This window comes from Kribbella aluminosa (assembly GCF_017876295.1).
In the GTDB taxonomy this organism is placed as follows: Bacteria; Actinomycetota; Actinomycetes; order Propionibacteriales; family Kribbellaceae; genus Kribbella; species Kribbella aluminosa.
In genome coordinates, this window is sequence record NZ_JAGINT010000002.1 from 216,961 (window position 1) to 240,717 (window position 23,757).

23 protein-coding genes are annotated in these 23,757 nt (G+C 69.7%); 9 read left to right on the forward strand and 14 right to left on the reverse strand.

The window, feature by feature from the left end; translation table 11 throughout:
- Positions 1 to 12: 12 nt before the first annotated feature.
- Positions 13 to 1,554 carry a histidine ammonia-lyase gene (hutH, locus tag JOF29_RS22340; RefSeq protein ID WP_209696437.1) on the reverse strand — a complete coding sequence of 514 codons (1,542 nt, stop codon included), beginning with the start codon at positions 1,552 to 1,554 and terminating at the stop codon, positions 13 to 15.
- Between the two features lie 106 nt (positions 1,555 to 1,660).
- Between hutH and JOF29_RS22345 the strand changes: the two genes are divergently transcribed.
- From JOF29_RS22345 to JOF29_RS22355, 3 genes are all read left to right on the forward strand, one after another.
- On the forward strand, positions 1,661 to 2,551 hold the full coding sequence (locus JOF29_RS22345; RefSeq protein ID WP_245359373.1) for a GNAT family N-acetyltransferase: 891 nt from the start codon (positions 1,661 to 1,663) through the stop codon (positions 2,549 to 2,551).
- Positions 2,548 to 2,733: a hypothetical protein gene (locus JOF29_RS22350; RefSeq protein ID WP_209696438.1), complete on the forward strand. Its 186-nt coding sequence runs from the start codon at positions 2,548 to 2,550 to the stop codon at positions 2,731 to 2,733. The genes JOF29_RS22345 and JOF29_RS22350 overlap by 4 nt, the downstream gene beginning before the upstream one ends.
- Before the next feature lie 80 nt (positions 2,734 to 2,813).
- On the forward strand, positions 2,814 to 3,572 hold the full coding sequence (locus JOF29_RS22355; RefSeq protein WP_209696439.1) for an IclR family transcriptional regulator: 759 nt from the start codon (positions 2,814 to 2,816) through the stop codon (positions 3,570 to 3,572).
- An 821-nt stretch (positions 3,573 to 4,393) separates the two neighbouring features.
- Here the strand turns inward: JOF29_RS22355 and rpsN are convergent.
- Both rpsN and rpmG read right to left on the reverse strand, forming a co-directional pair.
- Positions 4,394 to 4,699 (reverse strand): 30S ribosomal protein S14, encoded by a 306-nt coding sequence (rpsN, locus tag JOF29_RS22360; RefSeq protein WP_209696440.1) that lies wholly within the window; start codon positions 4,697 to 4,699, stop codon positions 4,394 to 4,396.
- Positions 4,699 to 4,866 (reverse strand): 50S ribosomal protein L33, encoded by a 168-nt coding sequence (rpmG, locus tag JOF29_RS22365; RefSeq protein WP_209696441.1) that lies wholly within the window; start codon positions 4,864 to 4,866, stop codon positions 4,699 to 4,701. Before rpmG ends, rpsN begins: the two co-directional genes overlap by 1 nt.
- A 104-nt stretch (positions 4,867 to 4,970) precedes the next feature.
- Between rpmG and JOF29_RS22370 the strand changes: the two genes are divergently transcribed.
- The 4 genes from JOF29_RS22370 (at position 4,971) to JOF29_RS22385 (ending at position 8,930) form a co-directional block, all read left to right on the forward strand.
- Positions 4,971 to 6,056, forward strand: coding sequence for a CobW family GTP-binding protein (locus JOF29_RS22370; protein ID WP_209696442.1), 1,086 nt, complete (start codon positions 4,971 to 4,973; stop codon positions 6,054 to 6,056).
- Positions 6,053 to 6,298: a type B 50S ribosomal protein L31 gene (locus JOF29_RS22375; protein ID WP_209696443.1), complete on the forward strand. Its 246-nt coding sequence runs from the start codon at positions 6,053 to 6,055 to the stop codon at positions 6,296 to 6,298. The genes JOF29_RS22370 and JOF29_RS22375 overlap by 4 nt, the downstream gene beginning before the upstream one ends.
- 103 nt (positions 6,299 to 6,401) lie before the next feature.
- On the forward strand, positions 6,402 to 7,334 hold the full coding sequence (locus JOF29_RS22380) for a hypothetical protein (protein ID WP_209696444.1): 933 nt from the start codon (positions 6,402 to 6,404) through the stop codon (positions 7,332 to 7,334).
- Positions 7,335 to 7,508: 174 nt separating this feature from the next.
- Positions 7,509 to 8,930 (forward strand): aromatic amino acid lyase, encoded by a 1,422-nt coding sequence (locus JOF29_RS22385; RefSeq protein ID WP_245359374.1) that lies wholly within the window; start codon positions 7,509 to 7,511, stop codon positions 8,928 to 8,930.
- Here the strand turns inward: JOF29_RS22385 and JOF29_RS22390 are convergent.
- From JOF29_RS22390 to kdpF, 9 genes are all read right to left on the reverse strand, one after another.
- Complete coding sequence (locus tag JOF29_RS22390) at positions 8,881 to 9,744, reverse strand: alpha/beta fold hydrolase (protein WP_209696445.1); 864 nt, start codon at positions 9,742 to 9,744, stop codon at positions 8,881 to 8,883. The two genes, JOF29_RS22385 and JOF29_RS22390, sit on opposite strands and share 50 nt — an antisense overlap.
- Positions 9,741 to 10,319: a TetR/AcrR family transcriptional regulator gene (locus JOF29_RS22395; RefSeq protein ID WP_209696446.1), complete on the reverse strand. Its 579-nt coding sequence runs from the start codon at positions 10,317 to 10,319 to the stop codon at positions 9,741 to 9,743. The genes JOF29_RS22390 and JOF29_RS22395 overlap by 4 nt, the downstream gene beginning before the upstream one ends.
- Before the next feature lie 78 nt (positions 10,320 to 10,397).
- The gene (locus JOF29_RS22400) at positions 10,398 to 11,240 is read right to left on the reverse strand and encodes a prenyltransferase/squalene oxidase repeat-containing protein (RefSeq protein ID WP_209696447.1); all 843 of its coding nucleotides are present in this window, start codon (positions 11,238 to 11,240) and stop codon (positions 10,398 to 10,400) included.
- 50 nt (positions 11,241 to 11,290) lie between these two features.
- Complete coding sequence (locus JOF29_RS22405; protein WP_209696448.1) at positions 11,291 to 11,968, reverse strand: response regulator; 678 nt, start codon at positions 11,966 to 11,968, stop codon at positions 11,291 to 11,293.
- On the reverse strand, positions 11,965 to 14,535 hold the full coding sequence (locus JOF29_RS22410; protein ID WP_245360049.1) for a sensor histidine kinase: 2,571 nt from the start codon (positions 14,533 to 14,535) through the stop codon (positions 11,965 to 11,967). The genes JOF29_RS22405 and JOF29_RS22410 overlap by 4 nt, the downstream gene beginning before the upstream one ends.
- A gap of 18 nt (positions 14,536 to 14,553) precedes the next feature.
- Positions 14,554 to 15,183 carry a potassium-transporting ATPase subunit KdpC gene (gene kdpC, locus JOF29_RS22415; RefSeq protein WP_209696449.1) on the reverse strand — a complete coding sequence of 210 codons (630 nt, stop codon included), beginning with the start codon at positions 15,181 to 15,183 and terminating at the stop codon, positions 14,554 to 14,556.
- A 30-nt stretch (positions 15,184 to 15,213) separates the two neighbouring features.
- Entirely contained in the window at positions 15,214 to 17,211 is a 1,998-nt protein-coding gene (gene kdpB / locus JOF29_RS22420; RefSeq protein WP_209699943.1) for a potassium-transporting ATPase subunit KdpB, read from the reverse strand.
- Between the two features lie 92 nt (positions 17,212 to 17,303).
- Positions 17,304 to 18,965, reverse strand: a complete 1,662-nt coding sequence (gene kdpA / locus JOF29_RS22425) for a potassium-transporting ATPase subunit KdpA (protein WP_209696450.1) — start codon at positions 18,963 to 18,965, stop codon at positions 17,304 to 17,306.
- Positions 18,965 to 19,054, reverse strand: a complete 90-nt coding sequence (kdpF, locus tag JOF29_RS22430; protein WP_131283897.1) for a K(+)-transporting ATPase subunit F — start codon at positions 19,052 to 19,054, stop codon at positions 18,965 to 18,967. Before kdpF ends, kdpA begins: the two co-directional genes overlap by 1 nt.
- Positions 19,055 to 19,301: 247 nt before the next feature.
- Here kdpF and JOF29_RS22435 point away from each other — a divergent pair, with 247 nt between their 5' ends.
- On the forward strand, positions 19,302 to 19,925 hold the full coding sequence (locus JOF29_RS22435) for a hypothetical protein (RefSeq protein WP_209696451.1): 624 nt from the start codon (positions 19,302 to 19,304) through the stop codon (positions 19,923 to 19,925).
- Between the two features lie 3 nt (positions 19,926 to 19,928).
- On the opposite strand, the gene JOF29_RS22440 is transcribed toward JOF29_RS22435, so the two are convergent.
- On the reverse strand, positions 19,929 to 20,735 hold the full coding sequence (locus JOF29_RS22440; protein WP_209696452.1) for a PhzF family phenazine biosynthesis protein: 807 nt from the start codon (positions 20,733 to 20,735) through the stop codon (positions 19,929 to 19,931).
- A 124-nt stretch (positions 20,736 to 20,859) separates the two neighbouring features.
- On the opposite strand from JOF29_RS22440, the gene JOF29_RS22445 reads away from it, so the two are divergent.
- Positions 20,860 to 21,939, forward strand: coding sequence for a TIGR03118 family protein (locus JOF29_RS22445; protein WP_209696453.1), 1,080 nt, complete (start codon positions 20,860 to 20,862; stop codon positions 21,937 to 21,939).
- Between the two features lie 29 nt (positions 21,940 to 21,968).
- On the opposite strand, the gene JOF29_RS22450 is transcribed toward JOF29_RS22445, so the two are convergent.
- Positions 21,969 to 23,693, reverse strand: a complete 1,725-nt coding sequence (locus JOF29_RS22450) for a methyltransferase domain-containing protein (protein ID WP_209696454.1) — start codon at positions 23,691 to 23,693, stop codon at positions 21,969 to 21,971.
- Positions 23,694 to 23,757: the final 64 nt, after the last annotated feature.

The window sequence follows — 23,757 nt, forward strand, 5'->3', positions numbered from 1 at the left end:
TGATCCAGCCTCTCAGTTCAGCGGACCGGTGACGGTCTCGGCAGCGGTGACATAGGTGCCGTCAGCAACGAGTATGACGGAGTGCTCGAGCTCCGGAGCGAGATGCCGGTCCGTGCCCGGCCCCTCGACGTACCGCCGGAGCACGGTCCGGACAGCGGCGGTGGCCGGGGCCGGGTCGAGCGGCGCGCGCAGGTCGAGCGCCCGCGCGGCGGTGAGGATCTCGATCGCCAGGACCCGCTGGAGACCGTCGACGGCCTTGCGCAGCTTGCGGGCGGCGGACCAGCCCATCGAGACGTGGTCCTCCTGCATCGCGCTGCTCGGGATCGAGTCGACACTGGCCGGTACGGCGAGCCGCTTCAGCTCGGAGACGATCGCGGCCTGGGTGTACTGCGCGATCATGTGGCCGCTGTCGACGCCCGGGTCGTCGGCCAGGAACGCGTTCAGCCCGTGGTTGCGCGCCACGTCCAGGAAGCGGTCGGTGCGGCGTTCGCTGATGCTGGCGAGGTCCGCGACCGCGATCGCGAGGAAGTCGAGGACGTACCCGATCGGTGCGCCGTGGAAGTTGCCGTTGGACTCGACGCGGCCGTCCGGCAGTACGACCGGGTTGTCGATCGCGGCGGACAGCTCATAACCCGCGACCGTGGCCGCGTGCGCAGCCGTGTCGCGGGCGGCGCCGTGCACCTGGGGCGAGCAACGCAGCGAGTACGCGTCCTGCACGCGGTTGCAGTCCGGGCCGCGGTGGCTGGCGACGATCGCGCTGCCCTTGAGGATCGCGCGCAGGTTCGCCGCGGACGCGCCCTGGCCGGGATGCGGCCGCAGCGCCTGCAGGTCCTCGGCGAAGACCCGGTCGGTGCCGAGCTGGGCCTCGACGCTCATCGCGGCGGCCAGGTCGGCGGTCTTGAACAGCCGATCGAGGTCGGCGAGCGCGAGGACCAGCATGCCGAGCATGCCGTCGGTCCCGTTGATCAGCGCGAGGCCTTCCTTCTCCGCGAGCACGATCGGGGCCAGGTTGTGCTTTGTCAGTGCTTCGCCCGCGTCGAGAAGGTTGCCGTCGGCATCGCGGACCTTGCCCTCGCCGAGGATCGCCAGCGCGACATGGGACAGCGGCGCCAGGTCCCCGGAGCAGCCGAGGCTGCCGTACTCGTGCACCACCGGCGTCAGGTGCGCGTTCAGCAGGCCGGCGTACGCCTGGGCCGTCTCCACCTTCACACCGGTGCGGCCGGTGGCGAGGGTGGACAGCCGGAGCAGCGCGAGCGCGCGGACGACCTCGGTCTCCACCTCGGGGCCGGAGCCGGCCGCGTGCGACCGGATCAGGCTGCGCTGCAGCTGCGCCCGCAGTTCCGGCGCGATATGCCGGGTGGCGAGCGCGCCGAACCCGGTCGAGACGCCGTAGTGCGGGGTGTCCGCATGGGCCAGCGCCTCGATCGCGGCACGCGACTTCGCGATCTCCTCGAGGGCCTGGTCGTCGATCCGTACCTGCGCGCCGTACCGCGCCACCGCGACCACCTGGGCCGGGGTCAGCGGGCCGACGCCGACAATCACCGTCTGTTCCACCCGATCATTGCACCGCGCCGGACCGGCGCCGGACAGCAGCGGCACACACTTTTCGTCTCGAATCTGAGACAACGAGGGCGACCCTCAGTAGCCGTAAGGTTCTGACATGGTCTTCGAAGTCCGGACGGCGCGGCCGGAGGACGCGGTCGGTGTCGCCCGGGTCTGGGCCGCCACGATGCCGTACCTGGTGAAAACGGCACGGGCGGTCGAGCTACAACTGCGGCACGGCCGTTCGCAGGAGGTGCTGATCGCTGTCGACGAGCCTGACGTGGTCGGGTACGCGAACCTCTACCTGCCGCCGGCGGACGCCGAGGCGCCGCGGGTGCGGATCACGATCCAGGTACCGCCGTCGAACCGCGGTCTTGGGATCGGCGCGGCGCTTCTGGACGCGATCACTTCTCGCGCGCGGGAGCTCGGGGCCGCTCGGTTGCTGGTCGCGGTGGCCGAGGACTCGATGGACTTCGCCACGAAGCAGGGGTTCACGATCGGGCGGCGGATGACGCATTCCGCGGCCGATCTGACCGCGGCGCGGGAGCCGTTGCCGGTACCGGACGGGCTGCGGCTGGTCACGTACGAGCAGCTGGAGCCGCGGCAGCTGTACGACGCCGAGGTCCAGGTCCGCGACGACGACCCGAGCGGGCTGTCCGGCGGGCCGGCGTACGAGGAATGGGTCCGTACGTCGTGGCAGAACCCGGACACCCGGTACGACCTCAGCGTCGCCGTACTGGACGGGGACCGGGTGCTGGCGTTCGTGACCACGACCGCGGACCCGGACCGCCGGGTGATCTGGTCGAACCTGACCGGGACGATCCCGTCGGCGCGCGGGCGCGGGCTCGCGAAGGTGGCGAAGTCCGCGGCGCTGGCGCGGTCCCGGGACGCCGGCTTCACGGTCGCCTCCACCGGGAACGACGCCGCGAACGAGCCGATGCTGGCGGTCAACCGCTGGCTCGGGTACCGGGAGACCTCAGGCGCGTGGACCGCGGAGAAGGAGCTGTGAAGCGGCTCGCCGTCTCGCTGACGCTCTTCCTGGTGCTGTCACTCGGCGTCGGACTGGCTGTCTCCGGGCCGGACTTCATGGACTGGGGCATCGCCGGCGGGCTGTTCGCGATCGCGGTCGCAGGCGAGAGCTTCCGCTTCTGGCTGCGCCGAACCCGCGCAAAGAAGCGCTCCGAGATCTAAGCCCCGCTCCGTCCGAAGAAGCGGCGAGACGCCTCGTGAGTTCCTCGGACGTACGAGGGTGTGAGGGTTACGCTGCCGTTGTGAGCGGCAACGTTCCCGCCTCGACCCGCACGCTGCGGGTGCTGACGTTCCTGGCCACCCAGCCCGGGCCGGTACCGATGGAGCGCATCGCCTCCGCGGTCGGGCTGCCGCGCTCGTCGACGTACCACTTGCTGCGGGCAATGATCCACGAGGGGTACGTCGTACATCTTCCCGAGGAGAAGCGGTACGGGCTCGGGGTGGCGGCGTTCGAGATCGGCTCCGCCTACCTGCGGCACGATCCCCTGGAGCGGTTGGCGCGGCCGTTGCTGGTCCAGCTGGTACACGAGGTCGGGCAGACGGCGCATCTCGGCGTACTGCACGGCCGGGAACTGGTGTACCTCCTGAAGGAACAGCCGCCGCGTCCCGTGACACTGGTGACCGACGTCGGCGTACGCCTCCCCGCCACGCTCACCGCCTCCGGCCGCGCCCTGCTCGCCGAACTACCACCCGCCCAGGTCCGAGCCCTGTTCCCGTCCACGGAGTCCTTCGTACGCCGAACCGACCTCGGCCCGCAGTCGCTGAGCCAACTCCGTCGAATCCTCGCCGACGAAAAACGCCAAGGCTTCGCGGTCGAGGACTCCTTCATCACCCCCGGCATGGCCTCGGTAGCCAGCGCCGCCGTAGACCACGCCGGCCACCCGGTAGCCGCCATCAGCGTCACCTTCCGCACCGACACAGTCCCACCCACGGACCGCCCCCACCTGGCCCACAAAATCCGCCAAGCCGCCAAAGCCCTAACCCGCCGCCTCCACGGCTAAAGAACTAACAGGCGGAGGCGCTACGGCTGGGAGGTACGACGGCTGGGAGGTACGACGGGAGGAGGTACGACGCGGGGGTACGTAATGCAGACGGGGATAGTAGGAGACGGGGGAACCAGCCCCCGCGTGCTCTGCGGGCGCTTACTTCGTCGCTCCGCTCCTCAGCGCACCCACTCCGCGCGCTCCACCCGCCCCCGGCTACCGCCGGAGCATTTGTTCCGGCTGACGCCGTGGAGTTGTCGGCTACCGCCGACGAGTTGCTCGCTGGCGCTCGCCAGCGACTACCAGGTGTTCGGGCAACCGGCCGCGATCTGATCGGCGATCCTGTGGTCGTCGGAGACAGAACAACTCCTCCGATCCACCTGAATCGGAGGGGTTGTCGGGCTCTTCTGTCCGGGTGGAGGAGTGATGGTGGTCCCGGTTCGGGGTCGTTAGACAGGTTGTGGTGGGTTGGGACCTGGTATTGCCTGTCTCCTGTCACCAGAACCTGTCCCCGGTCCGCACCGTCACCCCCGCAACTGCGGCACACCACACGACGGCATTCCCCACGCCCGGGACCCGGCGGGCGGAGTTCTCCCCACGCGAAACGACCGGCACGCCGGCCCTGTCGCTCGGGCGGACGCGGCTCGGATTCGGTTCAATTTCCTTCGCCCGGCTGCCGCGCGGAGCGAGCTCGCCCGGCTGCCGCGTGGACCGAGCTCGCCCCGGGTCACGCCGAGTCGTGGCGCCCAGTTGGCGCTGTCAACCGCGAGTCGTGGATTGAGGCGGTGTTTGACCGCCGAGATCCACGACTCGACAACGCGCGTCGTTGCGGTTGTCGGCTACCAGGAGGACTTGGTGATGCCGGGGAGTTCGCCTCGGTGGGCCAGTTCGCGGAAGTGGATTCGGGACAGCCCTGCCTTGCCGAGGTAGCCGCGGGGGCGGCCGTCGATCGTGTCTCGGTTGCGGATCCGGATCGGGCTGGCGTCTCGCGGGAGTTTCTGGAGACGGAGTTGGGCCTCGGCGCGGTCGGCGGCCGACGTCCGCGGATCGGCGATGATCGCCTTCAGGGCGGTCCGGCGCTCGGAGTAGTGGGCGGCGGTGCGGCGCCGTTGGTCGTTCTTGGCGATCTTGGCCGTGGTGGCCATTACCGCTCTTCGCGGAAGTCGACGTGGACGCGGAGGGTCGGGTCGTACTTGCGGATCACCAGGCGGTCGGGATTGTTCCGGCGGTTCTTCCGCGTTACATAGGTGTGCCCCGTGCCCGCGGTGCTGCGGAGCTTGACGATCGGGCGGAGGTCGTTGCGCTTGGCCATGCTGTCCTTTCTCTCATCAGAACGAACGCCGGCCGGGTGGCAGGCATTCCGTCCGACAGGGTACGTTGTAGTGGTTATCGTTTTCAATAAGACGAGGAGAGTCGATGCTGCCGGTGATCTTGCTGACAGGGCTCGACGACGAGTTCCGCGGTGCCGTCGCGGGGAACCTGCTGGCCGAGGCCGGCCCGGCCGGCGTCCTGGTGGAGTACGCCGTACGCGACCTGAGCGCCGTCGTCCGCACCGCCCGGACCGCCGCCGGAGTGATCGACCGTGAGGTGATCACGATGAGCCACCCGTGCGTCTCGTGCGCGATGCGTGGCTCCCTCGTCCAGCTGCTCGCGAGCATCGCGGCCGTCGAGCGGTACGGCGTGGCGATCGTCAACGTCCCCGCCGCCGGCGACACGCACGCGATCACGACCGAGATCGACCAGCACACCGACCTCCACGTCGGCCTGGTCGTCACCAGCGTCGACACTGCGACCGTCCTCGCCGACCTGAACGGCGAGGACCTGCTCCGCGAGCGCGGCATCCCGACAGCGGCCGAGGACGGCCGTGCGACCGCGGAGGTCGTCGTACGGCAGCTCGAGTACGCCGACACCGCCGTCCTCAGCACCGCCGACAGCCCCACCGACAGCCCCACCGAAAGGCTGCTCCAGGCGATCAACCCGCGCCTGTCGACCCGCACAACCCCGGCAGGACTCCTCGACGTACGGCCGAACCTGCCCCGGACCATCGAGCCCGGCTCCATCGCCGCGCCGGTCGAAGGGCTGACGTTCGTCTGGCAGGCGGACCGGCCGTTCCATCCCGAGCGGTTGTACGACGCCCTCGAGGACCTGGTCGCGGGTACGGTCCGCGGCCGCGGCACCCTGTGGATCGCGACCCAGCACCGCCACCGCCTCAGCTGGGACAGCTTCGGGACCAACGTCGCGTTCGGCGTCCTCGGCCCATGGCTGGCCGACCTCCCGGCCGACCGTTGGCCGTCCGTCGGGCAGCAGCACCAGGCCCGGTCGGCGCTCGAGTGGCATCCCGAGCACGGCGACCGCGCGTCGTACCTGTCCTTCACCGGCTCCGCGCTGGACATCCGGGAATTACAGCGACGCCTCGACGGTTGTGTCCTCCGTGCGGACGAAGCAGTCCACCCCCTGACTGATCCGTTCGCTCCCTACTTGGAAGGAAGTACTGCAGCATGAAGAAGGACATTCACCCCGACTACCGCCGGGTCGTCTTCCGGGACAAGTCCGGCAACTTCAGCTTCCTCACCGGTTCGACCCGCGAGAGCACCGAGACCGTCGTCTGGCAGGACGGGAACACCTATCCCGTCGTCGACGTCGAGATCTCGTCCGCGAGCCACCCGTTCTACACGGGCCAGCAGCGCGTGATGGACACCCAGGGCCGCGTGGAGAAGTTCAAGAGGCGCTACGGCCAGAAGTGACCCCCACAGCCCGTCAGGTAACTGACGGGCTGTTTTCTTTGGTCGCACCGGCAACCACCGAAGATGGACGATTCACGCGCCGTGGTGTTCTAGCGTCGACAGCGTGAAGCGTTGGGCTGTGGGTCTGTTCTTCCTGGCACCGTTCGTCGGCGAGTTCCTGCTCGGCAACCAGCCGATCGGCAAGCTCGGCTCGATCTTCCTGTTCGCCCCGATGTACGGCGGCGGCGCTGTGCTGATCCGCGAGGTCGCGCGCCGCTACGGGCTCGACTGGACCGGGATCGTGCTGATGGCGCTCGCGTACGGGCTGCTGGAAGAGGGCCCGATCGACCAGATGCTGTTCAATCCGGCGTACGTCGGTCTCGACAGCTTCGACGGGATGGCGGTGATCCCCGGCCTCGGGATCAGCCTGACGCTTCTGCAGGGCACGGTCACGCTGCATACGATCTGGAGCATCTGCGTACCGATCGCGCTGATCGAGTCCTGCGCCCCGCGCGAACCCTGGCTGCGGCGCGGCGGGCTGATCACGGTCGCGGCGATCTTCATCGTCGGTTCGAGTCTGCTCGGGGTGATGCAGGCCGTCGGCCTCCACTTCGTCGCGTCGGCGGCCGAGTTCATCGGCTCCGCCGTGGTGATCCTCGGACTGATCGCGCTGGCGTTCGTCCTCGGTCGCCGTACACCGCGACCTGCCGACGGCCGGGTACCGCGCCCGCTCGTCGTCGGGCTCACCGCCTTCGCGATGACCAGCGTCTACTGGCTCGAGTCGATCGTGTTCCCCAACGCCAACGAGTGGGTCTCGGCCGCCTGGTGGTTCGTCCTGCTCGGCGCCGCGACGGCGATCGTCCTCCGCTGGGCACGCCGCCGTACCTGGACGCCTCGCCACACCCTCGCGCTCGCGACCGGCGCACTCCTCACCTACGCCTGGGCCGGCTTCAGCCAGGCCCGCGAACTGGACCACCCGTCCTTCCTCGGAAACACCGCCTTCGCGCTGGTCGCGGTCGCGCTCTCGGTCTTCGCCTGGCGACGACAACCCGCCTAGGGCGGACCTGCGCCACTCACTAACCGAGCGTTAGCGGCCGGAGCCACGCCCGGAGTCGGCTGGGCAGAGGGGTGCGCGGGGAGTTGGTGAGTGGCACAGGTCCGTCTCGGATTCGAGATGCTGACCTCAGCGCGGCGGTTACCCCCGAGGGCCCCGCAGTTCCACACTGTGCACATGGAACCGGTCGAGCTCAGCGGTGCTGGGTTGGCGCCGCTCGACGCTGTGGCGTTGGGGCAGCGGCGTACTGCGGTGCGGCTGAGTGACGACGCGCGGAAGCGGATGCGGGAGTCGGCGCGGGTGGTGGCCGAGGTGGCGCGGCGGCGGCCGGTGTACGGGCGGACGACCGGGGTCGGGGCGAACCGGGACGTGCTGACGTCCGACCCGGAGCACGGCGCGCGGCTGCTCGCGTCGCACTCCACGACCGGTACGACGTCGTACCCGAAGGACGTGGTCCGGCTCGGGCTGCTGATCCGGGTCAACCAGCTCGCCGCCGGCGGGTCGGGGCTCGAACCGGCGGTCGCCGACGCGATCGTTGGCCTGCTCAACGACGACGACCTGCCCGACCTGCACCGCGGTGGCGCGATCGGTACCGGCGACCTCGGCCCGCTCGCGGAGCTCGGGCTCGCGCTCGGCGACGTCATCGACGGCACCAGCGCGCTCCCGCTGCTGTCCAGCAACGCGCTCACGCTCGCCGAGTGCTGCCTGGCGTACGTCGAGGCCGCCACGCTGATCGAGGTCGTACCGCTGGTCGGCGCGCTCACGCATGTCGCGCTCCGCGGCAACGCCGAGGTGTACGACGTCCGCGTGCACGAGGCCCGTCCGCAACCCGGGCAACTGAGGGTCGCCCGAAGGATGCGCGAGCTGCTCGACGGCCTGCCGATGAAACCTGCCCGGATCCAGGACCCCTTCGGCCTCCGGGCCTTCGCCCAGGTACTCGGACCGGCCGTCGACCACTCCGATGCCCTGGGCAACAGTGTGCGGATCGACATCAACGCCGCCGCGGAGAACCCGCTGGTGGCCGGCGACACCGTGCTGCACAACGGCAACTGGCACGCGATGCCGATCGCGCTCGCGCTGGACGCGCTCCGGCTCAGCCTGCACAGCGTCGCGACCCTCTCCACCACCCGGGTCGCGAACCTGGTCGACCCGGACTACAGCGGTCTCAGCCGGTTCCTGGCCAGCGGCGCCGAGGCGAGCTCTGGCGTGATGATGATCGAGTACGTCGCCCACGACGCGCTCGCCGCGGTCCGCTCCGCCGCCCAGCCCGCGACCCTCGGTACGGCGACGTTGTCCCGCGGCGCCGAACTGCACGCGAGCTTCGCTCCGCAGGCCGCCGTACTGACCAAGCAACTCCTGGACGCGCTCCGCGAGGTCCTGGCCAGCGAACTCGTCACCGCGACCCGCGCGATCCGGCTGGCCGGGCTGACCCCCGACGACCTGTCCCCCGCGGCCGTCGGCCCGTGGCTGACCGACGCGCTCGCCGCCCTGCCGGACGACCTCGCCGACCGATCCCTGCGCGAGGATCTGGAGATCGCCCGCGGTCTGCTCACCCAGTGGGGCGATCGCCAGGTCGAACACCCGGCCGAGTCCGGCTAGCGAGCAGCTCGCGGAGTTGCGCGGCGAACTCGACCGGATGCGTGGCGTACCCGATGTGGTTGCCGGGAAAGTCCACGACCTGCAGGCCGAGCCGTTCGGCGAGCACCGTGTTCGGCCGGTACGGGAACAGCTCGCGCGACTCGTTGCCACCAGCAAGCACAAGCCGGTCGTCCAGCGCGGCCAGCGCCGTCAGGTCGGGCTCGTACCGCGGGTAGGTCCTGAGCTCGTACTCGAACCAGAAGTTCAGGTTCGCACTCATCCGCTGCATCAGCTCGGCGCGCTGCTCCTCCGGGAGCGCCGCGAACCGCTCGGACGAGTCGTCCGCGGTCACCCCGAGGACGCGTTCGCCGAACCGGCGCATCGCCTCGGCCGGGCCGTCCGCGCGCCACGCGTCGTACAGCTCGTCGAGGAACGCGAGCCACTCGTCGCCGTCCGGCAGCAGCGTCGCGAGCGGTGGTTCGTGGCTGATCAACGTCGCGACGTGCTCCGGCGAACGGGTGAGCAGGTGCAGGCCGACGATCGCGCCCGAGCTGCTGCCGAACACGTGCGCGGGTCCGGATCCGAGGTGTTCGATCAGCGCCACGGCGTCGTCCGCGTCCGCGTCGAGCCGGGTCGCGGCGTCGACCGGACCGTCGGCCGGACTCCGCGAGAAGCCGCGGCGGTTGTAGGCGACGACGGTGTAGTCGTCGGAGAGCTGGCGGAGCAGGCCGGCGTACGGCATGGCATCGCCGTTGCCGCCCGGGATCAGGAGGACGAGCGGGCCGCTGCCCGCGGTCTCGTAGTACAGCTCGGCACCAGGTACGGCAAGCATCATTGCGGCCTTCCGATGATCGATTCGAGTTCGTTCAACGCGTTCTGTACGTAGCTGTGGATCGGCGCGGGACCGCCGTCGGCGAGCCAGCGCGAGACGGCCAGCTCGGCAGCGGCGTTGACGGCCGCGGCCACCACGACCGGCATCAGGCCGTCGCCTGCCCGAGCGGCGATCGCGGCGGCCAGTTCGCGTTCCGTCGCGTTCCGGGCCTTGAGGTACTCGCCCTGCAGGTCCGGCGCGCTCGTGACCAGCCGGACGCCGGCGACCCATTCCGGATCCGGGTCGCCGGCCTCGTACTCCGCGAGCACGCTGAGCCGGATGCTGTCCCACAACGGTTCGCCGGCCGGGCGCTCACGCAGCGCCCGGCCGGTCCGGGTGGCACGATCCGTCGCCAGCGAGCAGATCGCCTCGTACTTGTTCGCGAAGTAGTTGTTGTAGGTCCGCGGCGACACGCCGGCCGCGGCGGCGATGTCCTCGACGAGGACGTTCTCCAGGCCGCGCTCGATCGCGAGGCGCATCGCCGCGATCCCGATCGCCCGCCGGGTGGCGAGCTTCTTGCGTTCCCGAAGACCGGTCATGCGACCAGCCTAGGCACCTCTCTGCGTGTCACGCAATTATTCGCGCCACGCAGTTATCGGCCAGGTCCCGCGTGGCGCTCAGAGGCGGTTGTAGGCCTTCAACGTGCGGAGGGCGCCGACCGTCACGATGCCGCGGTACTCCAGCGTTGCGGCCGGGCCTGGTGGCTCCCACGTGATCCCCCAGCCGCCGTCGGGCTGCTGGTCGGCGATCAGGCGGTCGAGGTGGGCGTCGAGCTGTTCGTCGGTGAAGAGTGGGCGCCAGATGCTGTCCGGCGTCTGCGCGAACTGCAGCGGCGTCACGCCGTACGACGGATCGGCCGCGTCGGCGCGGTAGTAGGCGAGCTTCGGGAGCCACTCGCGAACCCGGTCCAGGTCGGCGTCGCCGCGGTGTTCGAGGAATTCGAGCGCCTCGTGCATGCCGTGCGCGTCCTCCGGGAAACCGTTCGCCAGCTGCTCGGCGCACCAGGCGGCGGCCTTGTCGCGCCAGGGGTGCTCGACGCCCAGCTTGTGCAGCCGGCCGACCAGCCCGGCGGTCGGGTTCACGCCCGGCTGGTACGTCCACTCGGTCATGTGCTCGGCGTGCGGGTAACCCTCGACGGCCGGACCGCACAGCGGTACGGCGCCGTCCGGCGTCGCGACGGAGGCGAGCCAGTCGACGGCCCGTCGAACCATGTCCTCGTCGCGGGCACCGGCCGCGAGCAGCGTGTCGAACGCGACCTCGACGTCGAGCGGCAGGCTGTCCGGGCAGCGCTTGTCCGGCTCCAGTCCCCATCCGAATCCCCCGTCGGCGTTCTGGAATCCGCGCAAGGCGTCCACCACGCCCTGCGCATCCGCCCCCTCGAAAACCGTCGCGAAGAGCCGCCGCTCGAGCACCCGAGCGTCCCGCCGTACGAAGTCCCGTGCTGCCGTGAAGATGTCCATGCCTTCACCCTCCCTCAGATCCTTCGACGGCGTATTGAACGAAACGGACGTCACGGCTCGAATCGGTAGCCCATGCCTGGTTCGGTGAGGAGGTGTTTGGGGCGGGCGGGGTCCGGTTCGAGTTTGCGGCGGAGTTGGCCCATGTAGAAGCGTAGGTTGCCGCTCGCGGTCTCGTAGCCGGGGCCCCACACCTCGGTGAGCAGCTGGCGCTGCGACATCAGCTTGCCGGGGTTGCGGACGAGCACCTCCAGCAGGTGCCACTCGGTCGGCGTGAGGCGGATGTCCTCGCCGTTCTCCAGCGTGACGCGCTTCGCGGACAGGTCCACCACCGAGCCGCCGACGGTCACCACCGGCTGGTCCTGCGCGATGTTGCTGCGCCGCAGTACGGCGCGCATCCGGGCCAGCAGTTCGTCGATCCCGAACGGCTTGGTCACGTAGTCGTCGGCGCCGGCGTCCAGCGCCTCCACCTTGTCGGTCTGGTCGGTCCGCCCGGACAGCACCAGGATCGGCGCGTCGGTCCAGCCGCGCAGCCCGCGGATCACGTCGACGCCGTCGAAGTCCGGCAGCCCGAGGTCCAGGATCACCAGCTCCGGCGGGTGCTGCGCGGCCACCTTCAACGCCGACGTACCGGTGCCGGCCAGGTACACCTCGTACCCCCGCGCCTTCAGATTGATCTGCAACGCCCGCACGATCTGCGGCTCGTCGTCAACCACCAGAACTCTGGTCACTCGACGCCTTCCTGTTCGGAGCGTTCGCGGGCGCCGGGGATCGGTACGTCGGGGCGCGCGGCGGCGGCCGGGATCGAGACCACCATGGTCAGTCCACCACCCGGCGTGTCCTCGGGCTGCAACGTGCCCTGCATCGCCTCGGCGAGTCCGCGGGCCAACGCCAGCCCGAGGCCCACGCCGACCGTGTTGTCGGTGTCGCCGAGCCGCTGGAACGGCGCGAACACCCGGTCCCGGTGCTGCCGCGGGATCCCCGGCCCGCGGTCGATCACCCGGACCTCGACGGTGGCTCCGAGCGCGCTTCCGGTGACCAGCGGCGGCCGTCCGGGCGGGGAGTACCGGATCGCGTTCGCGAGCAGGTTCGCGACCACGCGCTCCAGCAGCGCCGGATCCGCCTCGACCAGCGGCAGCGTGTGCGGGATGTCGACGGTCACCTGGTCCGCCTCGTCGCCCAGCTCGGACAGTACGCCGGGCAGGATCTCGTCGAGCGCCATCGGTCGTGTGAAGACCGGGAGTACGCCGGCCTGCAGGCGGCTCAGGTCCAGCAGGTTGTCCACCAGCCGCGACAACCGGTCCAGCGACTCGTCCGCGGTCTCCAGCAACTCGGCCCGCTCGGACTCGCTCCACTCCACATCGTCGCTGCGCAGCGACGTCACCGACGCCTTCGCCGACGCCAACGGGGACCGCAGGTCGTGCCCGACCGCCCGGAGCAACGCAGTACGCAGTTTGTCGGCCTCGGCCAGCGGCTTCGCCTCCGCGGCGGCCTCCTCCAGCCGCTCCCCGTCGACCAGGGCCGCGGCGTACAAGGCCATCGCTCCGACCAGCCGTCGCTCGTCCGCGGCGAGCTGATGGCCCTGCAGGACGAGGACGAGGTCGTCGCGGGCCGGAACCTCCGCGTCACCGTCCTCAGGACGTCCGCAGGTCATCGTTCCGGCCGAGGCCAGTGGGCGCCAGATCTCGGTCAGCTCGTCGCCGTCCACGCGCTCCATCAGGCACGCTCCGGTCATTCCGAAGGCCTCGCGCACCCGTTCGAGCAGGGCAGGCAGCGCGGTCTCGCCACGCAGCACCGAGCCGGCCAGGGTCGACAACGTCTCTGATTCGGCGGCCGACCGGGCTGCCTCCCTGGTCCGGCGGGCGGCGCGGTCGACGACCGAGCTGACCATCGCCGCGACCAGGACGAAGGTCAGCAGCGCGAGCGCGTTGTTCACATCGGCGATCGTGAACGTCCGCTTCGGCGGGGTGAAGAACCAGTTCAGCACCAGCGACCCGCCGATCGCGGTCACCATCGCGGGCCACATCCCGCCGACCAGCGCGACGACCACCACCGCGAACAGGAACGCCAGCACGTTGCTGGTCAGGTTGAGCGTGTCGCCGCCCAGCCCGAGGATCAGCGCGAGCACCGGTTGCAGGACGACGGCCAGGACGAAGCCCTGCAGCTTCCGGCGCCGCGACAGGCTCCCCCGCTGCCGCGGCAGCCGTCCGCGCCCCATCAGCGAGTGCGTGACGATGTGTACGTCGATCTCGCCCGAATCGCGGATCGTGGTCGCGCCGATCCCCGGCCCGGTGAACAGCGACCCGAACCGCGAGCGCCGACTGCCGCCGAGTACCAACTGGGTCGCGTTCTCCGCCTTGGCGAAGGTCAGCAGCGCGGCCGGGATGTCGTCGCCGACCACCTGGTGGTACGTACCGCCGAGCTGCTCGACGAGGTTCCGCTGCTGGGCGAGCTTGCTCGGGTTCGCGCCGGTCAGTCCGTCGGACCGCGCCACGTGGACCGCGAGCAGGTCACCGCCGGCCGACCGGGCCGCGATCCGGGCCGCGCGGCGGATCAGCGTCTCGCCCTCGGGGCCGCCGGTGAGCGCGACCACGACCCGCTCCCTGGCCTCCCAGGTGGAGTCGATGTCGTGCTCGGCGCGGTACTGCTGCAGGCCGGCGTCCACCCGGTCCGCCAGCCAGAGCAGCGCGAGCTCCCGCAGCGCCGACAGGTTGCCGACCCGGAAGTAGTTGCCGAGGGCAGCGTCGATCTTGTCGGCGGCGTACACGTTGCCGTGCGCCATCCGCCGGCGCAGCGCCTCCGGCGTCATGTCGACCAGCTCGATCTGGTCCGCGGCTCGGACCACCCGGTCCGGCACCGTCTCCTGCTGCGGTACGCCGGTGATCTTCTCGACCACGTCGTTGATCGACTCGAGGTGCTGGATGTTCAGCGTCGAGATCACGTCGATGCCGGCGTTCAGCAGCTCCTCGATGTCCTGCCAGCGCTTCTCGTTCCGGCTGCCCGGCACGTTGGTGTGCGCCATCTCGTCGACCAGCGCGACGTCCGGGCGCCGGGCGAGTACGGCGTCCAGGTCCATCTCGGTGAAACTGGCGCCGCGGTAGTCGATGATCCGCCGCGGCACCGTCTCCATACTGTCCAGCATCTCTTCGGTGTACTTGCGGCCGTGGGTCTCCACGAAGCCGACCGCGACGTCGGTCCCGCGGGCGTGCCGGCGCCTGGCCTCGCCCAGCATCTTGTAGGTCTTCCCAACGCCGGGCGCGGCCCCCAGGTAGATCCGCAGATGCCCGCGGCCGCTCATTCCCATAGACCCATGCTCTCAGAGCCGGGCCAGGGCAGCGTTGAGCTTGACCACGTTCACGACCGGCTCTCCGAGGAAGCCGAGCACCCGGCCGTCGGTGTTCTGCTTCACCAGCCTCTGCACCTGTTCCACGCTCAGACCACGCTCGCGGGCGACCCGGTTGACCTGCAGAGCGGCGTACGCCGGGCTGATGTCCGGGTCGAGACCGCTGCCGCTCGCCGTGACCGCATCCGGCGGGACCTGGGACTCGTTCACGCTCTCGAGTGCCGCGACGGCCTTCTTCCGCTCCTGGACCGCCGCACGCAGGTCGGTGTTGTTCGGACCGAGGTTCGAACCGCCGCTGGCCTTCGCGTCGTAGTCACTCGCGGACGGCCGGGTCTGGAACCACTTCGGGTCCGCGACCATGATCGCCTTGCCGGCGGAGTCCTTCTTGCCGCTGTCCATCGTGTACGCCTGACCGATCAGGCCGGACGCCACCTCTTTGCCGTTCACCGTGATGATCGAGCCGTTCGCGTTGCCGTGGAACAGCGCCTGCGCCGCACCGGTCATCGCCAGCGGGTACAGGATGCCGAGAGCAACGGTGAAGACCAGCAGGGCCCGGATTGCGACCCCGAACTGGCGGACCGAGCCGGGGAGATTGCTTGCCATTGACAAATACCCTTCAAGAATTGGACACAGTTAGCGCAGACCGGGGATCAGGGAGATGACCAGGTCGAGGAGCTTGATGCCGATGAACGGGCTGACCAGACCGCCGATGCCGTAGATCAGCAGGTTGCGGCGCAGCATCGAGGACGCCGACGACGGCTTGTACCGCACGCCCCGCAGGGCCAGCGGTACCAGCGCGACGATCACCAGCGCGTTGAACACGATCGCCGACACGATCGCCGACTGCGGCGAGTGCAGGCCCATGATGTTCAGCTTGTCCAGCCCCGGATACGCCGCCGCGAACAGCGCCGGCAGGATCGCGAAGTACTTCGCCACGTCGTTCGCGATCGAGAACGTGGTCAGCGAGCCGCGGGTGATCAGCAACTGCTTGCCGATCTCGACGATCTCGATCAGCTTGGTCGGGTTGGAGTCGAGGTCGACCATGTTGCCGGCCTCCTTCGCGGCCGACGTACCGGAGTTCATCGCCACGCCGACGTCGGCCTGCGCGAGCGCCGGGGCGTCGTTCGTACCGTCACCGGTCATCGCGACCAGGCGGCCGCCCTCCTGCTCCTTCTTGATCAGCGCCATCTTGTCCTCGGGCGTCGCCTCGGCCAGGAAGTCGTCGACCCCGGCCTCCTCGGCGATCGCCTTCGCGGTCAGCTGGTTGTCACCGGTGATCATCACGGTCCGGATGCCCATCCGGCGCATCTCGTCGAACCGCTCCCGCATCCCGGCCTTCACCACGTCCTTGAGGTGGATGACGCCGAGCGCACGGGCCTTCCCGTCGACACTCTCGGCAACCACCAGCGGCGTACCGCCGGACGCCGAGATGCCGTCGACCATCTCGCCCAGCTTCGGGTCGGTGCTTCCGGCGTTCTGGGTGATCCAGGCGTTGACCGCACCGGCCGCGCCCTTGCGGACCTGCCGGTCGTCCACGTCCACGCCGCTCATCCGCGTCTGCGCGGTGAACTCCACGAACGTTGCGTGCGGCAACTCTCCGGTGTGCCGCTCGCGCAGCCCGTACCCGGTCTTCGCCAGTACGACGATCGACCGGCCCTCGGGGGTCTCGTCGGCGAGGCTGGACAGCTGTGCCGCGTCCGCCAGCTCGGTGTCCGACACGCCCTCGACCGGGATGAACTCGGCGGCCTGCCGGTTCCCGAGCGTGATGGTGCCGGTCTTGTCCAGCAGCAGCGTGTTCACGTCGCCCGCGGCCTCGACCGCGCGGCCGGACATCGCCAGCACGTTGCGCTGGACCAGCCGGTCCATGCCGGCGATGCCGATCGCCGACAGCAACGCCCCGATGGTGGTCGGGATCAGGGCGACCAGCAGGGCCACCAGGATCACGATGCTCAGGTTCGTGTGCGCGTAGTTGGCGAACGTCGGCAGCGTCGCCACTGCGATCAGGAAGACGATCGTCAGGCTGGCGAGCAGGATGTTCAGCGCGATCTCGTTGGGCGTCTTCTGCCGGGAGGCGCCCTCGACCAGCGCGATCATCCGGTCGATGAAGCTCTCGCCCGGCTTGGTGGTGATCTTCACGACGATCCGGTCCGACAGCACCTTGGTGCCGCCGGTGACGGCACTGCGGTCGCCACCGGACTCCCGGATCACCGGCGCGGATTCACCGGTGATGGCCGACTCGTCGACGCTGGCCACGCCCTCGATGACGTCGCCGTCACCGGGGATGATCTGCCCGGCCTCGACGACCACTCGGTCGCCCAGTCGCAGCGCGGTGGCCGGGACCTCTTCCTCACCGGTGTCGGTGAGGCGTCGTGCGGTGGTCTCGGTCTTCGCCCGTCGCAGCGTCTCGGCCTGGGCCTTGCCGCGGCCCTCGGCCACGGCCTCGGCCAGGTTGGCGAACACGACGGTCAGCCACAGCCAGACCACGATCCACCACACGAAGACGCTGGGGTTGGTGACTGCCTTGATCGTAGAGGCGGCTGCCCCCACCTCGACCACGAACATCACCGGGTTCTTCACCATCACCCGCGGATCGAGCTTCTTCACCGCATCCGGCAGGGCCGTCAGCAGCATGCGAGGGTCGAACGCCCCCGAGGGTGCTTTCTTCGCCACCTGCTCCGCCGCGTTCTTCTTCGGGGCCGGAGGAGGGGTCTTCACGAGCGTGGTCACAGTCCCTCCGCGAGGGGTCCGAGAGTAAGAGCGGGGAAATAGGTCAGGCCGGTGACGATCAGGACGACTCCGACCAGCATCGTCACGAACAGCGCCTTGTGGGTGGGCAGCGTGCCCTGGGTCACCGGGACCGGCTGCTGCTGGGCGAACGAGCCCGCCAGCGCCAGCACGACCACGATCGGCACGAACCGGCCGAGCAGCATCACGATCCCGAGAGCCGTGTTGTAGAAGGGGATGTTCGCGCTGATACCGGCGAACGCGCTGCCGTTGTTGTTGCCGGCCGAGGTGAAGGCGTACAGCACCTCGGAGAAGCCGTGCGGGCTGCCGGTGTTGAGGATCGACGCCCGAGCCGTCGCCAGCCCCATCGCGATCGAGGCACCGACCAGCACGACGGTCGGCGTGGCCAGGATGTACAGCGAGACCAGCTTCATCTCGCGGCCGGTGATCTTCTTCTTCAGGTACTCCGGCGTCCGGCCGACCATCAGCCCGGCCACGAACACCGTGAGTACGGCGAGCACGAGGATGCCGTACAAACCGGTCCCGGTACCACCGGGTGTCACTTCTCCCAGCATCATGTGGAACAGCGGCACGCCACCACCGAGCGGGGTGAAGGAGTCGTGCATCGAGTTGACCGCGCCGGTCGACGTACCGGTCGTAGAAACCGCGAACAGCGACGACGCCCACTCCCCGAAGCGCGTCTCCTTCCCTTCCATGGCGGCACCGGCGGCCCGGGTCGCAGTGCCCGCGCCCTGAACCTCGAAGAGCGTCGCGAGGAAGACGAAGGCGCCCCAGATCGTGCCCATCACGCCGAGGATCGCGTAGCCCTGCCGCTTGTCGTTGACCATCACGCCGAAGGTGCGGGTCAGGCAGACCGGGATCACCAGCAGCAGGAAGATCTCGAACAGGTCGGAAAGGCCGTTCGGGTTCTCGAACGGGTGCGCGGAGTTGGCGTTGTAGTAGCCACCGCCGTTGGTGCCGAGCTCCTTGATGACCTCCTGGCTGGCGACGGCACCGCCCGGGATCGTCTGGGTCTGACCGACCACCGAGGTGACCTCGTGGCCGCCGGAGAAGTTCTGTACGACGCCCATCGCGACCAGCGCCAGCGTCCCGATCACCGCGATCGGGAGCAGCACCCGCAGTACGGTCCGGGTCAGGTCGACCCAGAAGTTGCCGAGCCGGTCGGTCTTGGACCGGGCGAAACCACGGATGACCGCGATCGCGACGGTGATGCCGACCGCCGCGGACAGGAAGTTCTGCACCGCGAGGCCGGCGAACTGGACCAGGTGGCCCATCACGGCCTCGGGCACGTAACTCTGCCAGTTCGTGTTCGACACGAACGACGCCGCGGTGTTGAACGCGAGCCCGGAGTCGACGTTCGGCAGGCCGAGGGACAACGGCAACCAGTGCTGCAGCCGCTGGAGCAGGTACAGCAGGACGACGCTGACCGCCGAGAACGCGAGCAGCGAACGGGCATAGACCGCCCAGGTCTGGTCGGCCTTCGGGTCGACGCCGAACAGCTTGTACGTCGCACGCTCGATCCGCAGATCCTTGCCGGACGTGTAGACCCGGGCCATGTACCCGCCGAACGGGCGGTACACGGCCGCCAGGCACGCGAGCAGTAGGCCGACCTGTAACAGGCCGGCTGCGGTGTCGGACATCAGAACCTCTCGGGGAAGACCAGGGCGGCGATCAGATAGAGGACCAGAGCAACGGCCACGACCAGGCCGGCGATGTTCTCGGCGCTCACAACTTCTCCACTCCACGCAACGCGAGCCAGACGGCCGCGAACACGACGACGGTGACAGCGAGATAGATGACGTCACCCATGACGGCAGCACCTCGCGGCAGAATTCCTCATGCCTTCACTGCACACCGCTGATCGCCTCGTCAGGAGGGTTCTCGCAGGTCTCTCACACCCGCCGACACAGCTCTCACAGGCTTCTCACATACTTACGCGTGGCATCTCCACCGAGAGTGAAGGAAAGATTCCGCACGTGACTGAACTGGATAACCCCGCCCCGGCCGAGCAGTTCTTCTCCGCAGAGACCCGGGCCGCACTCGCCGAGGCCAGCCGCAAGCTCGCCGAGCGGCTGCAGGCGCACACCGACGCCCTGCTCGCGATGACCGGCGACGAGGACCACAACACCCTGTTCGAGCACAACGCGGCCCTCGAAGGCGTCGTCGAGGACTGGAACGACGCCGTCTTCGAACACACCGGTACGACGGCGCTGCTGCTCGACGACACTGCCGAGGACGAGGACGACGAGGAGGCCGAGCCGGACCAGCTGATCAGCGTGGTGTCGCGCTTCGACCTCCGGGTCGTCGACCTCGACGAACTCCTGGAGGCCGGCCGGGCCGCGCAGGAGCGGCACCCGGCCGAGCTGGACGAGTCCGGCGACCGCGAGCCGGTCGACAGCGCCGAGCAGGCGATCTACGAGATCAGCCGCGAGGTCGGCGAGGCGTGGTTCGAGCTGCCCGGTATCGAGCTGATCGCCGGCGCCCGGGCGTACGTCGTCCCCGAGCCGCCGTTCGAGCCGCTGGACGCCGACGCCGAGGACGTCATCACCGAACTGATCGCCCCGAACGGCGTGGCGACCCACGCCGAGACCTGGGCGTAGGTCTCATACGAACAACTCCCCGTCGAGGACGGTGATCGCGCGGCCCTTGAGGTAGACGCGGTCACCGGCCGGGACGACCCGGACGACACCGCCCCGGGCGGACGCCTGGTAGCCCACCAGCTCGTCCCGTCCGAGGCGTTCGGCCCAGTACGGCGCCAGACTCGTGTGCGCGCTGCCCGTCACCGGGTCCTCCGGGATACCGCTCCCCGGCGCGAAGAACCTCGACACGAAGTCGTACTCCGAACCCCGCGCCGTGACGATCACCCCACGCAACTTCTCGCCCTCGATGATTCCGGCCATCACGTCGTAGTCCGGGACCACCGCGCGCACCGTCGCCTCGTCGCGAACGACGACGAGCAGGTCGCGAAGCTCGCCCGCGAGGTAGACCTCCGCGGGCTCGACCCCCAACGCTGTCTCGAGCCCGTCCGGAGCCGGTACCTCGATCGGCCGGTTCACCGGGAAGTCCAGCGTGATCCCGTCGTCCCCGACCGTCGCGATCAGGATCCCGCTGAGGGTCGCGAACGAGACCTTCCCGGATACCTTGCCGTCCGCGGCCAATGCGTGGGTGGTCGCGAGCGTGGCGTGGCCGCAGAGCCGCTCTTCCTGCGTCGGCGTGAACCAGCGCAGATCCCAGTCCGCGTCGGCCCGCTCGGACGGCCGCACGAACGCGGTCTCCGCATGGTTCAGCTCCGCGGCGACGCTCTGCATCCACGCTTCGTCCGGCCAGTCCCCGGGCTCGAGTACGCAGACCCCGGCCGGGTTTCCGGTGAACGCTCGTTCGGCGAAGGCATCGACCACGCGAATCCTCATGCTCAGACGCTAACCAGCCGTGGTATGCGCGGGCCAGATCCACTTCCGGTGCGAGTGGCGTTGAACCGGGCGCGGCGGCGGGACGTATCGAAAGCGTCCACATCCCGATCTAGGGGGAAGTGTCATGTCTTTGCGCCCACTCGCAGTTGCCACCGCGTTCGCCGGCAGCCTCGCACTGGCCGTGCCCGCGACCGCCGACGCACACGGTCCGTCGGACGATCTCGCCGTACGGCAGGTCAATCTCGTCTCCGACCAGCCGGGCAAGGCCGTACTCCAGGACCCCGACCTGGTGAACCCATGGGGTCTGTCGCTCGGCGCGACCACCCCGCTGTGGGTGTCCAACAACGGTACGTCGTCGTCGACGCTGTACTCGTCCGCGCCGGGCTCGGGCACCGCCTCGAAGGTGGCGGCGATCCGGGTGACGCTGCCGGCGCCGACCGGGCAGGTCAACAACCCCGGCACCGGGTTCGTCCTGAGCAACGGGACCACCAAAGCGCCCGCCAACTTCATCTTCGCCACCGAGACCGGCCAGATCGCGGCCTGGAGCCGGCTGGTCGACCAGCCGATGGGCCCGGCCGAGATCAAGCTCACCACACCCGGCGCCAAGTACAAGGGCCTCGCGCTGGCCGCGAACCAGTTGTACGCCGCCAACTTCACGCAGCACCGGATCGACGTGATCGACAGCTCGTTCAAGCCGGTGAAGCTGCCCTCCTGGGCGTTCCGCGACCGGCACGTGCCGGCGTCGTACGGCCCGTTCAACGTGCAGGCGCTGGACGGCCGGCTCTTCGTCGCGTACGCCAAGGTCAACGCGAAGACCGGTGACGAGATCGACGGCCGCGGCCGCGGCTTCGTCGACGAGTACAGCACCGAGGGCAGGCTGATCGCCCGCGTCGCGACCCGCGGCTCGCTGAACGCGCCGTGGGGCCTGGCACTCGCCCCGGCCGGCTGGGACGCACCGGCCGGAACGCTCCTGGTCGGCAACTTCGGCGACGGCCGGATCAACATCCTGGTACCCAGGTCACGGCACCGCTTCGAACCCGCCGGCCAGGTCCGCGACACCACCACGGGCAAGCCGCTGACGATCGACGGCCTCTGGGCGCTCCTCCAGGGCACGCCGACCACCGGCGGCACCGACGTCCTCTGGTTCTCCGCCGGCACCGGCGGCGAGTCCCACGGCCTCCTCGGCCAGCTGCAGAAGCCCTGACCTGATCGGGCTGTCCGGCCGTCGCTCGGTCAACCGATCCGGGCGACGGCCTGGACAGCTCGGACGCGACCGTCGCTCAGGGCCTCGGTGAGGTGCTTGACGCGCTCGCCGAAGTTGAGGACGAAGGACTGCAGGCCGAGCGGGCTGGCCGGCAGCGACCGCATGATCGTTCCGGCCGTCTCGGTCAGGTCTTCCCAGTGCTCGACGGTGAACCCGGCAGCTTCGATCGTCGCGCGTAGCTCGGTCGGCGTACCGAGATGACTCTGGTCGGCGGTATCGGCCCACGGCAGCGGGTAGTCGAGGTCGCGCCCGTCGCCGGCGACCAGATCCCACAGGGCGAGCCGACCGCCCGTCTTCAGGACCCGCGCCGCCTCCCGGTAGAGCACGTCCTTGTCCGCCACGTTCATCTGGACGTGCTGGCTGAACACGACGTCGTACGCCTTCTCGTCGAAGGGCAGCGCGGTCACGTCGGCCCGGCGTACGACGATCCGGTCGTCCAGGCCGACGAGCCCGTTGAGCCACGTGGCGGTCTCGCAGTACTCGTCCGACAGGTCGACGGCGGTCACGGTGCACCCGAAACGGTGGGCGACGTACCGCGACGTCCCTCCGATACCGGCACCCGCGTCGAGCACCGTGCTGGCCGGGGTGAGCTCAGCCAGGTCCACGAGCTGAGCCGTCGCGAGGCGTCCGCCGGTGTGGTAGTCCTCCAGCATCGCCAGCTCCGCGGGCTCGACACTCCCGAGATCCTTGCCCGCAGCAACGAGTGCCTTCTCGATGTCCAGCCGGACGGTTCCGGTCCGATAGGGAACGCTTGCGGTGCCCACGCCGTGCCTGGAGGCGATGTCGGCGATCGCAGCGGCCAGCAGGTCCGGGTGTTCGGCGGTGGTCAGGTGACCGCCGGGGAACGTGATGATCCGCGCTTCGGGAACCCGTTCGCGGGCCGCGTCGAGCTGGCGATGCTCGTACGGGTCTTCCGCGCTGCCCCCGACGTACAACGGCACCGAGCCCTTGAGCTCACGAGCGATCGCCGCGAAGTCCCAGCGGGCCGCGTTCCGGCGGTGCTCCCTGACGAAACCGGCGCCGTCGTGGAGGAACCTCGCGCCGTCCCGGCGGGTCAGCGCGGACCACAGCTCGCCGAGCTCGGCCTCGCTGGGCCGGTAGTCGCGGGAGTACATCCGCGCCTGCTGCCAGCCCTTGACGAACGGCACCACGGATCGCTGGATGCCCCGCGCGCCGAGGGCACCGAGCGGCGATCTCAGCATCGGCGTGCCCTGCCACGGATGCGTGTGCGCGTCGGCGAACAGGCCTCCGTTCACCATGAAGACGGCCTCGATCGCCGGCTCCGGGTCACGCCGCAACAGCTCCAGCAACGCGAGCGAGCTGTAGTCGAACGTGACGACGACGGTACGACGTACACCGTGGTGCCGCCACAGCGCCTCGACGAGATCGGCACGCCCGGCCGTCGAATGCGGATAGTGCCTCGGCTTGTCCGAATCGCCCTGCCCGATCGGCTCGACGTACAGCCGTGGGCCGAGGCCTTCCGGGAGCAGGTGATCCACCTGCGCCCAACCGTACGAGCCGTCCGGGAACCCGGGCAGCATCGTCAGCCAGACCGCGTCGGCGTCGGCCGTCGGCGTTGCCCGTTCGAAGACCTTCAGTACGCCGGCGTCGTCCGTCCGGGCGTGCTTCGCGTCGTACCCGATCCGTCGGCCGCCGGCGAACCACTCGGCGGCGGTGACCCACACCGTTCCCATCGACCCTCCCGATTTAGTGGACAGTGTCCACATTACGACGGTTAAGTGGACAGTGTCCACCTTG